The sequence below is a fragment of the Roseateles albus genome, assembly GCF_028595345.1.
GTDB classification, from domain to species: Bacteria; Pseudomonadota; Gammaproteobacteria; order Burkholderiales; family Burkholderiaceae_C; genus Paucibacter_A; species Paucibacter_A albus.
Map to the genome: position 1 here is coordinate 53,324 of NZ_JAQQXT010000018.1, position 15,516 is coordinate 68,839.

The window sequence follows — 15,516 nt, forward strand, 5'->3', positions numbered from 1 at the left end:
TTACAGCATCAGCCCTTGGTCGCCAACACGTCCGCTACCGCCAGCGCCGTCATATTGACGATGCGGCGCACCGTCGCCGACGGCGTCAAGATATGCACCGGCGCCGCTGCACCCAGCAGAATTGGCCCGACCGTCACACCGTGGCCGCAAGTCACTTTCAACACATTGAACAAGATATTGGCCGCGTCCAGCGAAGGCAAGACCAACAAATTAGCCGAGCCTTTCAAGGTACTGCCGGGCAGGAAGGCGGCCCGCACCGACTCAGACAGCGCCGCGTCGCCATGCATCTCGCCATCGCATTCCACATCCGGCGCATGCTGCGTGAATAACTCGCGAGCCCGGCGCATCTTGACGGCCGACGGCCGCTTGCTGGAACCAAACATCGAATGCGAAACAAAGGCCAGCTTGGGCGGCAGGCCGAAGCGCTTGACCTCTTCTGCAGCCATCGCGGCGATCTCGGCCAGTTGCTCGGCGTCGGGTTGGTCGTTGACAAAGGTGTCGGTGATGAACAACGTGTGCTGTTCCAACATCAGCGCATTCATGGTGGCGAAGTTGCGCGCACCGGGCTTCAGGCCGATCAAGTCAGACACATGCTCCAGATGATTGTCAAAGCGTCCGACCAGGCCGCAAATCATCGCATCGGCGTCGCCGAGTTTGATCGCCAACGCGCCAATCGTGGTGGCCGAACGGCGCACCGCCGCCTTGGCCATATCGGGTGTCACGCCCTGGCGCCCCAGCACCGCGTGATAAGCCTCCCAGTATTGACGGAAGCGCGCATCGTTGTCGGGGTCTATCACCGCCACATCGACGCCCAGCTTCAGGCGCAGCCCCGCACGCTCAATCCGTGCGCTGATCACCTCGGGACGGCCGATCAACGTCGGCTTGACGATGCCCTCATCCAGCGCCACTTGCACCGCACGCAGCACCCGCTCATCCTCGCCTTCGGCGTAGATGACGCGCGCCGCGCCTTTTAGAACAGCAGCCTTGGCGGCGGTGAACACCGGGCGCATGAACATGCCGGTCTGGTAGACATAACGCTCCAGCGACTGGCGATAGGCCTCCAGATCTGCGATCGGCCGCAGCGCCACGCCGGACTCGGCCGCGGCCTTGGCCACCGCCGGCGCGATACGCAGAATCAAGCGCGCATCAAAAGGCTTGGGAATCAGGTAGTCAGGTCCGAAATGCAGCTCTTCGCCGGCATAGGCGGCCGCGACTTCGTCGCTGGTCTCGGCCTTGGCCAGCGCGGCGATTTCACGCACGCAGGCCAGTTTCATCTCTTCCGTAATCTTGGAAGCACCGCAATCCAGCGCGCCACGGAAGATGTAGGGGAAGCACAGCACGTTGTTGACTTGATTCGGATAGTCCGAGCGGCCGGTGGCGATGATGCAATCGGGCCGCACGGCCTTGGCCAGTTCAGGGCGAATCTCCGGCTCCGGGTTGGCCAGCGCCAGGATGATGGGCTTCACAGCCATTTTGACAATCATCTCTTGCGTCAGCACGCCGGCGGCCGAGCAACCCAGGAAGACATCGGCACCGTCGACCACATCGGCCAAGCTGCGCGCTGAAGTAACTTGGCAGTAGCGCTGCTTCGACTCGTCCAACTTGCCGGCCTTGGCGTCCTCGCGTTGATCCTGGATCACGCCTTTGGAGTCGCAGACGTAAATGTTCTCGCGCTTCACGCCCAGACCCACCATCACGTCTAGGCAGGCAATCGCCGCCGCACCGGCGCCCGACACCGCCAGCTTGACTTTCGCGATGTCCTTGCCGACCAGTTCCAGGCCATTGAGCAAGGCCGCGCTGGAGATGATGGCCGTGCCGTGCTGGTCATCATGGAAGACCGGGATGTTCATGCGCTCCTTGAGCTTCTTCTCGATGTAGAAGCATTCGGGCGCCTTGATGTCTTCCAGATTGACGCCGCCCAGCGTGGGCTCCATCGCGGCAATCATCTCAACCAATTTGTCCGGGTCGCGCTCGGCCAGCTCGATATCGAACACATCGATGCCGGCGAATTTCTTAAACAAGCAACCCTTGCCCTCCATCACCGGCTTTGACGCCAAGGGGCCGATATCACCCAGGCCTAGCACCGCCGTGCCATTGGTGATCACGCCGACCAGATTGGCGCGTGAGGTGTACTCGGCTGCCAGCGCGGGGTCCTGCTCGATCGCCAAACAGGCATAAGCCACACCGGGCGAATAGGCCAGGGACAGGTCGCGCTGGTTGGACAGGGCCTTGGTGGGAGTGACCGCGATCTTGCCGCGCGTCGGTGCGCGGTGGTATTCGAGCGCCGCTTCGCGCAGCGCAGCTTCGGCCGGGGACAAATCGTCCATCTTCTTGCTCATCGCGGTCTCCTGATTATTCAAACTGGCGGCAGCTTAGCCTGCCGATTCCATCCATTCGATGCCGAGTGCTTTAGGCGTCATGCAAAGATGGCAAAACCTTAGGTCGTCTCCGCGTCTTGCGCCGATGCGCCATGCTCCACCCGGTTGCGGCCCAGGCGCTTGGCTCGGTACATCGCTTGGTCGGCCGCGCTGACGGCGGCCTCGATGGTCGCTTCGCTTTCGGCCTGCGCGACGCCGAAGCTGCTGGTGACTTGCAGGCCGGACGGCCAAGCCAAGCCCGTCAAATGCTGGCGCAGGCGCTCGGCCACGGCCACCGCCTCAGTTTCAGTCGTCTGCGGCATCATCAAGACGAATTCCTCGCCGCCCCAGCGGGCGAGCAAATCTTCGCGCTGGATATTGGCCTTCAGATTGAGGGCAAAAAACTTCAGGACCTCGTCGCCGGCGTCATGCCCCAGCGTATCGTTGATGCGTTTGAAATGATCGATATCGACAAACACGATCGCCAGCGGGAACAGCAACTCCTCTTGCGCACGGATCAGCAGCTTCAAATCATGCTGCAGGCCTGTGCGGTTAGACAGTCCGGTCAAGCCGTCATGATGGGCCTTGGCCTCGTACTCATCCGAGCGCATCACCAAGCGTGCATTGGCTTTCTGCAACTCGCGCTTGCGGCGCAGGGTCCGGCTCAGCCGAAGTCGGCTGCGGCGCCAATCCCACAGCAAAAAGAGACCCATGCTGAGCACCCACACCGCGATGACGCCCAGCCGAAACGTCGCCGGCTGCACCCACAGGCCGACAAATTCGGCCCGGTCCAGGTAAATCTTGTGCTCGCCCGACACCACTTGCCCGCCGGTCGTCAGGCTGAGCAAGGTGACGCGGCTCAGTTGCGGGCCCAGCAAGGGCGTCGGCAGCGGATGCTCTTGCACCCACCAGGAAGCGACCATGAATTGCGCCAGCCGGAATTCGACCGGCTGGGCTTCGGCGGCCGGGTCAAACACGACCTCATGCGGCTTCAGGTCGGCCACGCTTTTCGAACTTGAATAAGCCGGATCAAAGTTGCGCAGAAAGACCCGCACCTGCTGGCGCGGCTCTGGCCCGCTGGCACGCACCCACAGGCGCAAGCTGTCGAACTGGGTCAGGTCTATGCCTTGCGTCCCTATGCCGAGGCGTATTTGCAGATCGCAAAACGGCCATTCATAGCCGGTCTTGATGTCACAGTGCAGGACCCAGCCCGAACCCTGCGGCTCGACCCGAGCGACGCTGTGGCCGCCCTCCTCTTGGTCATTGACGGCGGCGATCTGACCCAGCTTGTGGCTGCTGGCGTCGATGACCACGGTGCGCGTCATCCAGTTCTCATTGGCATACAGCGCCAGCAAGGTCGACAAGAGCAAACCCAGCAAAAGACGGCGAAGAATCATCGGCTTGGGTGAGTTTGCTGCGTTCAGGCGAGGCGCTGGATTTACGGGATCAGGCCTCTTGCGCGCGCTGGCTCAAAATCTCGAAGGCGGGCAAGGTCTTGCCCTCCAAAATCTCCAGGAAAGCGCCGCCGCCGGTGGAGATATAGCCCACGTCCTTTTCGATGCCGTATTTGGCGATCGCTGCCAGCGTGTCGCCGCCACCAGCGATGCTGAAGGCGCTGGACGCCGCAATGGCGCGCGCAATCGTCTCGGTGCCATGCGCAAAAGCGTCGAACTCGAAGACGCCGACCGGGCCGTTCCAGACTATGGTGCCGGCGGCCTTGAGCTGCTCGGCCAGCATGGCGGCGGTCTGCGGCCCGATGTCCAGGATCAAGTCGTCGTCGGCGACATCGGCAGCGGCTTTGACCGTCGCCTCGGCGTCGGCCGCGAAACGCTTGGCCACCACCACATCAACCGGGATCGGCACCGCCGCGCCGCGCGCCTTCATCGCCGCGATCACGGCTTGAGCTTCAGGCACCAAATCGGGCTCGGCCAGCGATTTGCCGATCTTCAGCCCCGCAGCCAGCATGAAGGTGTTGGCAATGCCGCCGCCGACGATCAAGCCGTCCACCTTGTCGGACAGCGCCTTCAGAATGGTCAGCTTGGTCGAGACTTTGGAGCCGGCGACGATAGCTAACAAGGGCCGTTTTGGCGTGGCCAGCGCTTTCGTGATGGCGTCAATCTCGGCCGCCAGCAATGGGCCGGCGCAGGCAATTTTCGCAAATTGCGCAATGCCATAGGTCGTGCCTTCGGCGCGGTGGGCGGTGCCGAACGCGTCATTGACGAAGATGTCGCACAGCGCGGCCATCTTCTTGGCCAGCGCCTCGTCGTTCTTCTTCTCGCCCTTGTTGACGCGGCAGTTCTCCAGCAAAACCAGTTCACCAGGTGCAACGCTGACGCCGTCGACCCAGTTGGCCACGACCTTGACCTCGCGGCCCAGCAACTCGCCCATGCGTTTTGCCACAGGTGCCAGCGAGTCTTCAGGCTTGAACTCCCCCTCGGTCGGGCGACCCAGATGCGAGGTCACCATCACGGCAGCGCCGGCCTTCAAGGCCTGCTCGATGCAAGGAATGGACGCGCGGATGCGGGTATCTTCTGTGATATTGCCCGCATCATCTTGCGGCACATTGAGGTCGGCACGGATGAAAACGCGCTGGCCGGCGACCTTGCCGGCGGCGATCAAATCGGAAAAACGGATGACATTCATGAAGTAAGGCCCGGTATGTAAATGCAATGGTCGCTAGCTTACCAAGCCCTTTGCCTTGTGCCGAACAGCCGCGTTACCAACCCAGCCCAATACGCAACAACAACATCACGGCGGTGCCGCTGATGATGGTGCCGAGGATGCCGCCGCGCCAGAAGAAATAGGCCGTACCGACCGCCGTGGCATAGAGCCGGGCGTCTTGCCAGGTGTTGATCAAAGCCCCTTGCGTCATCACGATCTCCGGCACGATCACCGCCGCCAAGGCCGCCAGCGGCGCATAGCGCAAGCCCTGCTTGGCCCAGTCGGGCATCGGCAAGGCCTTGTTGGAGATCAAAAAGAAGCCGCGCGTCAAGGCGGTGATCAGGGCCATGCCGAGGATGCCGGCAACGATTTCCCAGTCAGTCATTCGTGCACCTTGCGCTCAGGCAGCCAATGTTCCATCAACAACCCTGCCGCCACCGCCACCGAGATAGCCACCAGAATATTGAGCCGCAGCGGCAGGCCATAGGCCGCCACCGCCGCGCAGCTGGCCACTGCCCCCGAGACCCAGGCATTGCGGTCCTTCAACAGGGAGAAAGCCAAGCCCAGCAAGGCCAGCACGCCGGCGAATCCCAGGCCCCATTCGGTCGGCACCCGGTCGGCCGCGAGTATGCCGATGATGGAGGGCACCTGCCAAGAAGCCCAAGTCCAGGCCGCCCCGCCGGCGTAATAAGGTATTTGTCCGGGGCCGGGTTTGGGCTCGGGGTAGCGCCGCATAAAGGCGACATAGTTCAAGTCAGCGGCAAAGTAAGCCAGGCTCAGGCGCTGCAGCCGCGGCAGATGGCCGAAATACATGCGCCACTGCGCGCTGAAAATCACGAAGCGCAAATTGACGCAAAAAGCGGTGGCCCACAGCACCCACAGCGGCGCGCCGCTGGCAATCAGGGGCAATGCGGCCAGTTGAGAGCTGCCGGCAAACACCACCAAGCTCATCAACAGCGCAAGCGGCACCGACAAGCCACTCTTGACCATGGCCACGCCGGTCACCAAGCCCCAGGCCGAAATGCCCAGGCCTATGCTCATCATCTCGCGCGAGCCCTTGCGAAATTCGGGGTGGCGCCACAGCGCCGCTACTTCTCTGTTCATACCCCGATTGTCGTCGGGCCAGGCCCGCCGGCGGCTCAGTTGAGCTTGGTAATCGCACCGTAGCCGGCCACCGAGCTGCTGAGCACGGGGGAGCCGAGGTAGGCCACATCGCCCGAGCCGGCGATGGAGACCTTCAAAGTCTTGACCGCATGCACGGTGGCATTGCCACTGCCGGCGATGCTGGCCTTGACCTCGTCGGCCTGCAGCCCGCGCGCATCAACATCGCCGCTGCCGGCGACCGACAGACTGAACTGGCCCACGCGGCCGCGGGCCTTGATGTCACCGCTGCCGCTGACCTGCACGCTCAAGCTGTCGCCACTGAGCTCAAGCAGATCAACATCGCCCGAACCGCTGACGCTGACATTGACCGCCGGCGTCTTCATCGCCTCGACCCGCACATCGCCGGAGCCGGCGATGGCGATCGCGCGCAGCTGAGGCAGCACCACGGTGATTTGCGGCTCGTTGCGGCTTGAAAAGCTGTAGCCCTTCTTGTTGCCGATCTCCAAGGTGCGGCCCTTGCTGCCCTCGACCACCCGGGTTTCGATCAGCGGCAGAAAACTCTTGTCGGCCTTGAGTTCAAGCTTGACGGCGGGGCCTTGACGCACCACGACCTTGTAATTGCCGGAAAGGCTGATGGCGTCGAATGCCCCCAGATCGCGGCTTTCGCTGACCGTTTCACCCGAGGCCTTGACCTGTTCATTGAAGCCCCAGGTCCAGGCCTGCGCAGGCGCCGCAAAAGCGAAATTGGCCAAAATGGCAGCGCTGGCGGCGGCGAAAACGGTGCGGCGATTCAACATGGGGAGAGCTCCTGTAAGCGGGTCTTGCTTTGCAATGCCCTCATCATCTCGCCGATCAATGCTGCGCCGGCCTGTGCTGCGACGGAATGCAGCAGCGAAGGCATAGAAAGCAAAAAAGCCGCGGCGAATACACGCTGCGGCTTTATCTTCCTTACCGGCCAAATGGGCAACTCAATGTGCAGCTTTGGGCTTGCTGGCTTTGCCCTCGGCCTTGTCATCGGCGGCGTCGCCACCTTTGGCCTTGGGTTTGCTTTCTTCTTCCGGCTCGGCGCCGGGCTTGACGATGGGCGTGCGCGGCACCACCGGCGCCACTCCTTCGAGCTTGTTCTCGCGCATGTACTCGTCCATCTCCTTCCAGCCATTGAAGACAGCGGCCTTTTGCGCCTTGGGGTTGAGCGTGTAGCAGTCCTCAATCGCGCGCATGGCATTGCGGCACGCGCTCCCGATGGCCTTGCCCTCGGCTTCCTTGGCGGCGGCCAATTTGGCCGGGTCTTCGATACCCAATTGCTCGCAGCCGGTCAGCAAGAGCAGACAGAACAGGGGCAGCGCACGAACTGACGCAAAAGCTGATTTAAAAGCTGGTTTCATAGCGCTGTGTATCGGCTCATTTGGTTCAGCGCTTGAGTGAAAGCTCGGCCGTGTCACCGGCGCTGCGCCATTTCCATCAAACGGGCGACGCGCTCCTCGGTCGCCGGGTGGGTGCTGAACAGCCCCGCCAGACCTTTGCCGGAGAGCGGATTCATGATCATCATCTGCGCCGTTTCGGGGTGCCTCTCGGCCGCAGCCATCGGGATGCGCTGGGCGAAATTGTGAATCTTGGTCAGCGCCGAGGCCAGCGCCTGCGGGTCGCCGGCAATCTCGGCACCACCCCGGTCGGCTTCGAATTCGCGTGCGCGGCTGATCGCCATCTGGATCACGCTGGCGGCAAGCGGCGCCAAGATCATCACCAGCAATCCGACCAGCGGGTTGCTGCTGCGCCCCTCGCTATTGCGCCCGCCGAAGAACATCGCAAAATTGGCCAGCATCGAAATGGCACCCGCCATCGTCGCGCTGATGGTGCTGATCAAGATATCCCGGTGCTTGACATGGGCCAGCTCATGCGCCATCACGCCGCGCAACTCCGCGGCCGACAAAACACGCATGATGCCGCTGGTAGCCGCCACCGCCGCATGCTCGGGGTTGCGCCCGGTGGCGAAGGCGTTGGGCGCGTCTTCATCAATGATGTAGACGCGCGGCATGGGCAACTCGGCCTTGGCCGCCAGCTCCTTGACCATGGTGTAAAACTGCGGGGCCGAGGTTTCGTCGACCTCGCGCGCGTTGTACATCTTCAGCACCAGCTTGTCGGAAAACCAGTAACTGAAGAAATTCATACCCAGCGCCACCAGCAGGGCCATCATCATGCCGCTTTGGCCACCGATCATGCCCCCTAAGGCCATGAACAAGGCGGTGATGGCGGCCATCAAAATAGCGGTCTTCATCAAATTGAACATAGGACTCCTTGGGAAAACGAAACGGATGATAACGGTCCAATAGATCGGACCGCTGCCGACGATTTCAAGCGCTGAAGCGCGCCCCGACCGGGATGGCTCTTGCCTGCAAAAAGGCCTGGGCCGGCAAACGCTTGGCCCCGGCTCGCTGCAGCTCGGTCAAGCGCAAGGCTTGCTCGCCACAAGCGACGACGACACCCTGCTCATCCACACGCAAGACCAAGCCCGGCTCGCCGACGCCGGCGCAGACCTCGCCACGCCAGCATTTGATCGCCTCGCCGTCCAGCTGCGTCAAGCCGCCTGGGAAAGGGTCGAAAGCGCGCAAGCGACGCTCGATCTGGCCGGCGGGCTGAGCCCAATCGATCTGCGCCTCGGCTTTTTCGATCTTGTGGGCGTAGTTGACGCCTTCGCTGGGCTGCGGCGTCGCCACCCATGAGGCAGCGGGAGCCTTCAACGCCGCCACAATCATCTGCCCGCCCAAGGCGGCCAGTCGGTCATGCAAAGCGCTGGTGTTGTCGCTCGGCTCAATGGGCTCGCGCGCCATCATCAGCATCGCGCCGGTATCCAGTCCCGCATCCATTTGCATGATGGTGATGCCGGTTTCGGCGTCGCCGGCCTCGATCGCCCGGTGAATCGGCGCGGCGCCACGCCAGCGCGGCAAAAGCGAGGCGTGGATGTTCAAGCAACCCAATGGCGGGAGATCCAACACCCATTGCGGCAGGATCAGGCCGTAAGCGGCGACTACCATCACGTCAGCCTGAGCGTCCAGCAAGGCCTGCCGGGCAGCGGCGGCGTCTTCAGGAAACTTACCATCCAGGCGCAGGCTGCGCGGCTGCGCCACCGCAATGCCATGCTGCAGCGCCAGTTCTTTGACGGCGGAGGCCTGCAGCTTCATGCCGCGCCCGGCCGGTCGGTCAGGCTGGGTCAACACCAGCGGCACGCTGAAACCCGCGTCCAGCAGAGCCTTCAGGGCAGTAGCCGCGAACTCGGGCGTACCGGCAAAGATGACGCGAAGCGGAGCCGTCATCACTCAGCGCCGACGGCCATCTTCTTCGCGCGATTTTTTGAGCATCTTGGTCTTGATGCGTTCGCGCTTGAGCGGGCTCAGGTAGTCAACGAATACCTTGCCCATCAAATGATCCATCTCATGTTGAACGCAGACGGCCAACAGCCCCTCGGCGTCGAACTCATAGGGCTGGCCTTCGCGATTCAAGGCCCGTACCGTAACGCGTGAATAGCGCGGAATCTTGTCGTAGATCTGCGGCACCGACAGGCAGCCCTCTTCGCCCTCGGTGAACTCGGCGCTGGTTTTGATCAACTCGGGGTTGATCAAAACGCGCGGGTCGTCGCGACCTTCCGAGGTGTCCATCACAACCACCCGCTCATGCACATCGACTTGGCTGGCCGCCAGGCCCACACCTTCGGCGCTGTACATGGTCTCCAACATATCGTCGACCAAACGCTGGATGCGGGCATCAACAGCCACCACGGCCGTAGCCACAGTGTGCAAACGTGGGTCGGGGTAACGCAAAATATTCAATATCGCCATGATTCTCGCGCTGTGAACGGGACACAACGCCTATTTGTAAGTGCTTGCAAGAGGGCGAAAGCCCTTGTTTTGTTCGTTGCGACGGCCTGTTTTTGGGGGCAGAATCGTCGCGGCCGGGTGGATTTTCGCTGAAATGCGCAAGCTTGGCCGCTTGCGGGTCTCTGCAATCGGCAATTCGCCCGCCGTTCGCGCCGTAAAACAAGTCAACCCAGAGCCGCATCCCGTCGCGGCAGAGAGTGCTCAATGCCTTTTTGCGAAAACACGAATATTCCCCGCCGCACCATGCTGGGCTTGAGCCTGCGAGCGGCCGGCATCTGCCTCTTGAGCGCTACAGGCGCGGCGCCCGCTGCTTGGGCGCAGACCGCGTCACTCCCCATCACCGACCAGCAGCGCGCCACGGCCGAGCGCGTCGCGCAGGCCGGCGTAGCCTTGAGTGAGCTGGCGCCCAACGCGCCGGACTCGCATACCGTCAAGCGCGGCGACACGCTCTGGGACATCTCCAAGCTCTTCCTAAGTGACCCTTGGCGTTGGCCGGAGCTCTGGGGCATGAACCGTGAGCAGATCAACAACCCGCATCTGATCTACCCGGGCCAGACGCTGATGCTGGTCAAAATGGATGGGCGCGCGCAGCTGCAAATGGCGCAACAACGTGCGGGCGCTCAAGGCGGCGAGGCGGATCAGTCCGGCAAGCTCTCGCCGCGCGTGCGCAGCAGCGACTTTGACGGCAACGCGATCACCGCGATCCCACTCAATCTGATCGAGCCCTTTTTGAACGACGCGGTGGTCTTTGACACCGACGAGCTGGCGAGCGCACCGCGCATTGTGGCCACGCCGGAGGGCCGCGTGCTCTTGTCGCGCGGCGATCTGGCCTACGCGAGGGGCGACCTGAGCCAAGCCACCGATTACCGCGTGTTCCGCAATACCCGGCCACTGCTGGACCCCAGCACACAGGAAGTACTCGGCTTCGAGGCGCCCTATTTGGGCACCGCCGAGCTGAAACAAGGCGAGCAAAGCACCGAACTGCCAGACGGCAAGGCTGTCATCGTGCCCGCGACCTTGGTGATCAAGGCGGTGCGCCAGGAGATCGGCGTTGGCGACCGACTGTCGCCGGTTCCGCAGCGCAGTTTTACGCGCTACGTGCCGCATTCACCATCCGCGCCGATCAGCGGCCAGATCGTGTCGATTTATGGCGATGGCTTGAATGCGGGCCAAAACCAGATCGTCGCTCTGAACCGGGGACGGCGTGACGGCATTGAGCGCGGTCATGTGCTGGCCTTGTGGCAAAGCGGCCGCAGCATGGTGGACAGCACCAGCGACAAGCGCGAAGTCATCAGGCTGCCCGACGAGCGTCACGGCGTCTTGTTTGTGTTTCAGGTTTACGAGCGGGTTTCTTACGCTTTGATCATCTCGGTCAGGGCGCCGGTCAGGGCGGGGGACCGGTTCAGCCAACCCTGATGGCTGGACATCGCTATGCTGGCGCGCGATGAATTAGCTGCTTGGCTGCGACTGCTCGAAACGCCCGGCATCGGTCTGGAAGCAGCCCGCCGGCTGCTGGCCTTGACCGGCTCGGCCCAAGCCATTTTTGAATCATCCGAGGGCGCTTGGCAACCCGCCTTGAGTGCGGCGCAGCGCGACTCCCTCAGCCTGCCGCCAGCCCACTTTGATGATTTACTGACCCAAACCTGGCACTGGCTGAACGCCGACCCGGCCCATGACATCTTGCTCCTGGGTGACGCCGACTACCCGGCCGCCTTGCTGCAAACGGCCGATCCGCCGCTGCTGCTCTATCTGCATGGCAAGCGCGAATTGTTGAGCCGCCCCGCCCTGGCCATCGTGGGCAGCCGCAGCCCGACCGCACAAGGTCATGACAACGCCAGCCAATTCGCACAGGCCCTGAGCAAGGCGGGCCTGACCATTGTTTCGGGCCTGGCCCTGGGCATCGACGGCGCGGCCCATCAGGGCGCCTTGGCCGGCCAGCGCGAAGGCGGCGCCGGCACCATTGCCGTGCTGGGGACCGGCCTGGACCAGATCTACCCTAAACGCCATCTCAAGCTGAGCCAGGAGATCGTCGCGCACGGCCTCTTGATCAGCGAGTATTCGCTCGGCACACCGGTCTTGCCGCCCAATTTCCCGCGCCGCAACCGGCTGATCGCGGGCCTGTCCTTGGGCTGCTTGGTGGTCGAGGCCGCCTTGAAGTCCGGTTCGCTGATCACGGCGCGTCTGGCCAGCGAGGCCGGCCGCGAGGTGTTTGCCATTCCCGGCTCCATCCACTCACCCCTGAGCCAGGGCTGCCATGCCTTGATACGGCAAGGCGCCAAGCTGGTCGAGCGGGTCGAAGACGTGCTGGAAGAGCTGCTGATCCAGCCCAGCATTGCGCCGGCATGCGCCAGCCCGACGGGCGACGCCGCTTTGAGCCGGGAACAGGCGCAAATATTGCAACTGATGGGCTACGAGCCGGTCAGCCTTGACGCCTTGTCGCAACGCGCGGGCTGGCCGGTCGCGGATCTCAGCGGTCATTTGCTGGAGCTGGAGTTGGCCGGCGAAATTGCCCGCTTGGCAGGCCAGTTATTCCAGCGCCGCAAACGGGTGTAGCTACCGCATTTAAGGCGATTTCAAGCCAATCAAGGCCTTTTATGGCGCAATTTTGGGTCAAGAGGCCTAAAGGGCCTGCGGTATAGTCAGCCCATGTTTGATGTGCTGGTCTACCTCTACGAAACCTATTGGCGTCCGGATGCCTGTCCAGACGCGGCACAGCTGACTCGAAAGTTGTCGGCCGTCGGTTTCGAAAGCGATGAAATCCAGGAAGCCCTGTCTTGGCTGGAAGGCTTGGCGCAGGGCGCAGCGTCTTATCAAGGGCAGCAAAGCGCCTTGAGCTTGCGGGTCTATTCCGTCGCCGAGTTGGACCATCTGGGCGAACTTTCGGTCGGATTCATCAGCTTTCTTGAGTCGGCCGGCGTCTTGCCGCCGCCCATGCGCGAGATGGTCATAGACCGCGGCATGGCGATTGCGGGTGGCCCGATGGACCTGGACGACCTCAAGATTATCGTCTTGATGGTGTTCTGGAGCCGCGGCGAAGAACCCGATGCGCTGATCCTGGACGAGCTGTTTGTCGCTCCCGAAGACAGGCTGATTCACTGAACACCGGTTCAGAGATATCGGCCCACCCAGCTCAGTTCAGCAGCCGCGCAGGATCCACATCCAATTTGGCCAGCGCATTGCGGGTTGCCTTGACGGTCAAGGACTCATCTTGCGCCGGCAGTAACAACCCGGCTTGCAGGAAGGCCGCCATCCGGCTCAGCTGGAACAGCACACCGCGTCCGCTGGCGGTCACGAACAAGGCCATCTGACGGCGGGTGCCGCGCCAGGCCAGTTGCACCGCCTCATTGCGGTTGCGGTAGTCCAACATATACCAGCCACCGACCTGCAATTCTTTGGCCCAGGCCAGCATCGCCGGGCTAGGCTCCGAGCCGCCCTCGGCCACCACTTCCATGCCCTCGGACTCATGGCCGGACAGATCACGCACCATGGTTTGGTCGATGTCGATCTCGTCGCCCCCTTCCGGCAGCATCGCCTCCAGCGTTTCAAGCTGGTCCATCAACTCGTCCAGGCGTTCGCGCGGTATCTGCGCGGTCTTGGCGGTAAAGGCCGCCGCCAAGGCATTGTTAAGCGTGCGCACCTGCTCGTCCTGGCGTTCGACCGCCATACCGGCCTGGCCCATGCCGTCGCGCAGGGTCTTGAGCAAGGGGGGCAGGCGACGAATCACCTCGGCGCGCTCTTCGCGTGACACCTTGGCGCTGGCCGACCAGATCAGGTCGGCTGCGGCGCGCTTCATCAAGCGCGTTTGCTCGGATTGCGCGCCGGCTCGCACCGCCGTCACCGCCAACACATCGGCCCAGATGTGGAACAAAAACTCGCGCACGCCGTCCTGCACCGGTACCGCGCTGAGCATTTTTCGCAGCTCTATCGTGTATTGAATCGCCAGCGTCTCACGCTGCTCGACCTGCTGCGCCAGAGACACGCCATGCCTGGTGGTCTGGTTTTCATGTTCGAAATAGTTATCGAGAAACTTCTCAAACTCGGTCAGCACGGTCTGAAAAACTCGCCGGCCGGTGTCTGGGTAAGCCTCGACCACCTGCACCACGCGCTTGATTTCGCGCTCCAAGGGCTCAGGCCCCGACCCACCATTGCTGGCACCACTGCCGGCGCTGAAGCCCATCACGCAAGAACCCATGCGATCAATCAACTGACGGGCCGGGTGGTCGGTGGTGGCAAAAAAGTCAGGCTCGCTGACCGCCACTCGCAGCACCGGCATCTGCAGCCGAGCAAACCACACCCGAACCGTTGCGGGGATATGCTCTTCCATCAAGATGCTTTGGAACATCATCGCCACCAACTCAATCGTGGCGCGCTCGGCCGGCGTTTCGGCCGCCTGCTTCAGCACTTGTTTGAAGGCTTGATTGCGGGTCTGCAATTCCTCCAGCACCTGCGGCGCTGCGGGCTCCGGCGCACCCGGCGTTTGCAGCGGCGCGCGCTGCAGCGCCTCTTGGGCATTTTTGATCGCTGAGGACAGCCTTGCCGGCAGGCCTTGCTTGGCGCCGCCCGCCATCGGCGCCAAGGCCGAAGCGCCGCCGCTCATCGCTGTGGCGTGGGCTTCCAGCCGGGTCGCGGCAAAGGCCGGCACCTGCCCGCCGACGATGCGCTGCAACAGTTGCAAGACCTCCTCGGCCTGGCTGCTGACCGGGCTGCGAGCAGCGACTGCGGCAGGATGATTTGCTGCTGCCGCCGCTGCCGGCGACAAACCTGAGCCACCCCGCATAACCCCTCCGCGCAACTGCGCTTCGGCCGACTGGCCCGGGTAGGCCGCCGTGCCTGCTGCCTGGGCCGCCCGGCGAATGAAAGGCCGCAGATCAACCTCGGGCATCACCGATTGCGTGAGCAGCCAAGCATTGACCTCGTGATAGGCCTCGCCCAGCAATTGGGCAAATTCCTGATGCAGATCGGTGCGCAGCATCTGCCAGTCAGAGTTACTCAGGCCGCTGCGCGTCCATGCGTCCAACACCAGCTTGGCCAGCACATTGGCCCGGAACAAATCTTGTGGCGCCAACTCGTCTTGCTGTTCCAAGACCTGCATGCGGGTGCGCAGATCGGAGAATTCCCAGGTGGCTTTGTCCATCATCGCCAGCGCCAGCCGCGAGGCGGTGATCTCCCGCTCGATGGTGTCATCGTCCACCAGGCTCATCGAACCCTCGGTGTGCACGGCCTTGGCGTCGGCCGGCGACTTTTGGGTGTCGACGATGCCATAGACCGCCGCATGACGAATGCCGCTGATCACGCCCGCCTGCCAGGCCGGGCCGTGCCGGTTCCAGGACTGCACGCCGTCGCGGCGCGCCACCATCACCGCATACTCGGCAGACAGCAAAAGCAGCTTAGCGGCGGACTCATTGACCGCCCGCCCCAGCGCCACCAGCCCATGCACCAGCGCCTCGACGTAGATGCGCCGTGCCTGTGTGGCGAGAGCCTTGTTGCGGGCGGCGACGGTCATAGAGCTGGAAGGCGGCTAA

General features: G+C 63.0%; 14 protein-coding genes. 3 read left to right on the forward strand and 11 right to left on the reverse strand.

From position 1 onward, the window contains the following. Window positions 1–8: 8 nt before the first annotated feature. From PRZ03_RS21705 to def, 10 genes are all read right to left on the reverse strand, one after another. On the reverse strand, window positions 9–2,339 hold the full coding sequence (locus tag PRZ03_RS21705; protein WP_273602228.1) for an NADP-dependent malic enzyme: 2,331 nt from the start codon (window positions 2,337–2,339) through the stop codon (window positions 9–11). Between the two features lie 98 nt (window positions 2,340–2,437). Further along, window positions 2,438–3,754, reverse strand: a complete 1,317-nt coding sequence (locus PRZ03_RS21710; RefSeq protein ID WP_273602229.1) for a GGDEF domain-containing protein — start codon at window positions 3,752–3,754, stop codon at window positions 2,438–2,440. A gap of 49 nt (window positions 3,755–3,803) precedes the next feature. Beyond that, window positions 3,804–5,000 carry a phosphoglycerate kinase gene (locus PRZ03_RS21715; protein WP_273602230.1) on the reverse strand — a complete coding sequence of 399 codons (1,197 nt, stop codon included), beginning with the start codon at window positions 4,998–5,000 and terminating at the stop codon, window positions 3,804–3,806. Between the two features lie 73 nt (window positions 5,001–5,073). Next, entirely contained in the window at window positions 5,074–5,403 is a 330-nt protein-coding gene (locus PRZ03_RS21720; protein WP_263535776.1) for an AzlD domain-containing protein, read from the reverse strand. Further along, window positions 5,400–6,122: an AzlC family ABC transporter permease gene (locus PRZ03_RS21725; protein WP_273602231.1), complete on the reverse strand. Its 723-nt coding sequence runs from the start codon at window positions 6,120–6,122 to the stop codon at window positions 5,400–5,402. The genes PRZ03_RS21720 and PRZ03_RS21725 overlap by 4 nt, the downstream gene beginning before the upstream one ends. 35 nt (window positions 6,123–6,157) lie before the next feature. Next, window positions 6,158–6,919, reverse strand: a complete 762-nt coding sequence (locus tag PRZ03_RS21730) for a head GIN domain-containing protein (protein WP_273602232.1) — start codon at window positions 6,917–6,919, stop codon at window positions 6,158–6,160. 171 nt (window positions 6,920–7,090) lie between these two features. Beyond that, entirely contained in the window at window positions 7,091–7,507 is a 417-nt protein-coding gene (locus PRZ03_RS21735; RefSeq protein ID WP_273602233.1) for a hypothetical protein, read from the reverse strand. A gap of 53 nt (window positions 7,508–7,560) precedes the next feature. Next, complete coding sequence (gene htpX / locus PRZ03_RS21740; protein WP_263535772.1) at window positions 7,561–8,409, reverse strand: zinc metalloprotease HtpX; 849 nt, start codon at window positions 8,407–8,409, stop codon at window positions 7,561–7,563. A 64-nt stretch (window positions 8,410–8,473) separates the two neighbouring features. Further along, window positions 8,474–9,433, reverse strand: a complete 960-nt coding sequence (fmt, locus tag PRZ03_RS21745; RefSeq protein ID WP_273602234.1) for a methionyl-tRNA formyltransferase — start codon at window positions 9,431–9,433, stop codon at window positions 8,474–8,476. 3 nt (window positions 9,434–9,436) lie between these two features. Further along, complete coding sequence (def, locus tag PRZ03_RS21750; RefSeq protein WP_273602235.1) at window positions 9,437–9,955, reverse strand: peptide deformylase; 519 nt, start codon at window positions 9,953–9,955, stop codon at window positions 9,437–9,439. Between the two features lie 282 nt (window positions 9,956–10,237). Between def and PRZ03_RS21755 the strand changes: the two genes are divergently transcribed. The 3 genes from PRZ03_RS21755 to PRZ03_RS21765 all read left to right on the forward strand — a co-directional run bounded on the left by PRZ03_RS21755 (window position 10,238) and on the right by PRZ03_RS21765 (window position 13,093). After that, window positions 10,238–11,410: a LysM peptidoglycan-binding domain-containing protein gene (locus tag PRZ03_RS21755; protein ID WP_409993987.1), complete on the forward strand. Its 1,173-nt coding sequence runs from the start codon at window positions 10,238–10,240 to the stop codon at window positions 11,408–11,410. A gap of 18 nt (window positions 11,411–11,428) precedes the next feature. Continuing rightward, window positions 11,429–12,547, forward strand: a complete 1,119-nt coding sequence (gene dprA, locus PRZ03_RS21760) for a DNA-processing protein DprA (protein WP_273602259.1) — start codon at window positions 11,429–11,431, stop codon at window positions 12,545–12,547. Between the two features lie 93 nt (window positions 12,548–12,640). Further along, window positions 12,641–13,093, forward strand: a complete 453-nt coding sequence (locus tag PRZ03_RS21765; protein ID WP_263535768.1) for a Smg family protein — start codon at window positions 12,641–12,643, stop codon at window positions 13,091–13,093. Between the two features lie 31 nt (window positions 13,094–13,124). On the opposite strand, the gene PRZ03_RS21770 is transcribed toward PRZ03_RS21765, so the two are convergent. Continuing rightward, window positions 13,125–15,497, reverse strand: coding sequence for a DUF1631 family protein (locus PRZ03_RS21770; RefSeq protein ID WP_273602237.1), 2,373 nt, complete (start codon window positions 15,495–15,497; stop codon window positions 13,125–13,127). Window positions 15,498–15,516: the final 19 nt, after the last annotated feature.

Coding starts and splice junctions, on each gene's coding strand:
- PRZ03_RS21705 (WP_273602228.1), bottom strand. CDS start 2,339: ATGAGCAAGAAGATGGACGATTTGTCCCCGGCCGAAGCTGCGCTGCGC.
- PRZ03_RS21710 (WP_273602229.1), bottom strand. CDS start 3,754: ATGATTCTTCGCCGTCTTTTGCTGGGTTTGCTCTTGTCGACCTTGCTG.
- PRZ03_RS21715 (WP_273602230.1), bottom strand. CDS start 5,000: ATGAATGTCATCCGTTTTTCCGATTTGATCGCCGCCGGCAAGGTCGCC.
- PRZ03_RS21720 (WP_263535776.1), bottom strand. CDS start 5,403: ATGACTGACTGGGAAATCGTTGCCGGCATCCTCGGCATGGCCCTGATC.
- PRZ03_RS21725 (WP_273602231.1), bottom strand. CDS start 6,122: ATGAACAGAGAAGTAGCGGCGCTGTGGCGCCACCCCGAATTTCGCAAG.
- PRZ03_RS21730 (WP_273602232.1), bottom strand. CDS start 6,919: ATGTTGAATCGCCGCACCGTTTTCGCCGCCGCCAGCGCTGCCATTTTG.
- PRZ03_RS21735 (WP_273602233.1), bottom strand. CDS start 7,507: ATGAAACCAGCTTTTAAATCAGCTTTTGCGTCAGTTCGTGCGCTGCCC.
- htpX (WP_263535772.1), bottom strand. CDS start 8,409: ATGTTCAATTTGATGAAGACCGCTATTTTGATGGCCGCCATCACCGCC.
- fmt (WP_273602234.1), bottom strand. CDS start 9,433: ATGACGGCTCCGCTTCGCGTCATCTTTGCCGGTACGCCCGAGTTCGCG.
- def (WP_273602235.1), bottom strand. CDS start 9,955: ATGGCGATATTGAATATTTTGCGTTACCCCGACCCACGTTTGCACACT.
- PRZ03_RS21755 (WP_409993987.1), top strand. CDS start 10,238: ATGCTGGGCTTGAGCCTGCGAGCGGCCGGCATCTGCCTCTTGAGCGCT.
- PRZ03_RS21765 (WP_263535768.1), top strand. CDS start 12,641: ATGTTTGATGTGCTGGTCTACCTCTACGAAACCTATTGGCGTCCGGAT.
- PRZ03_RS21770 (WP_273602237.1), bottom strand. CDS start 15,497: ATGACCGTCGCCGCCCGCAACAAGGCTCTCGCCACACAGGCACGGCGC.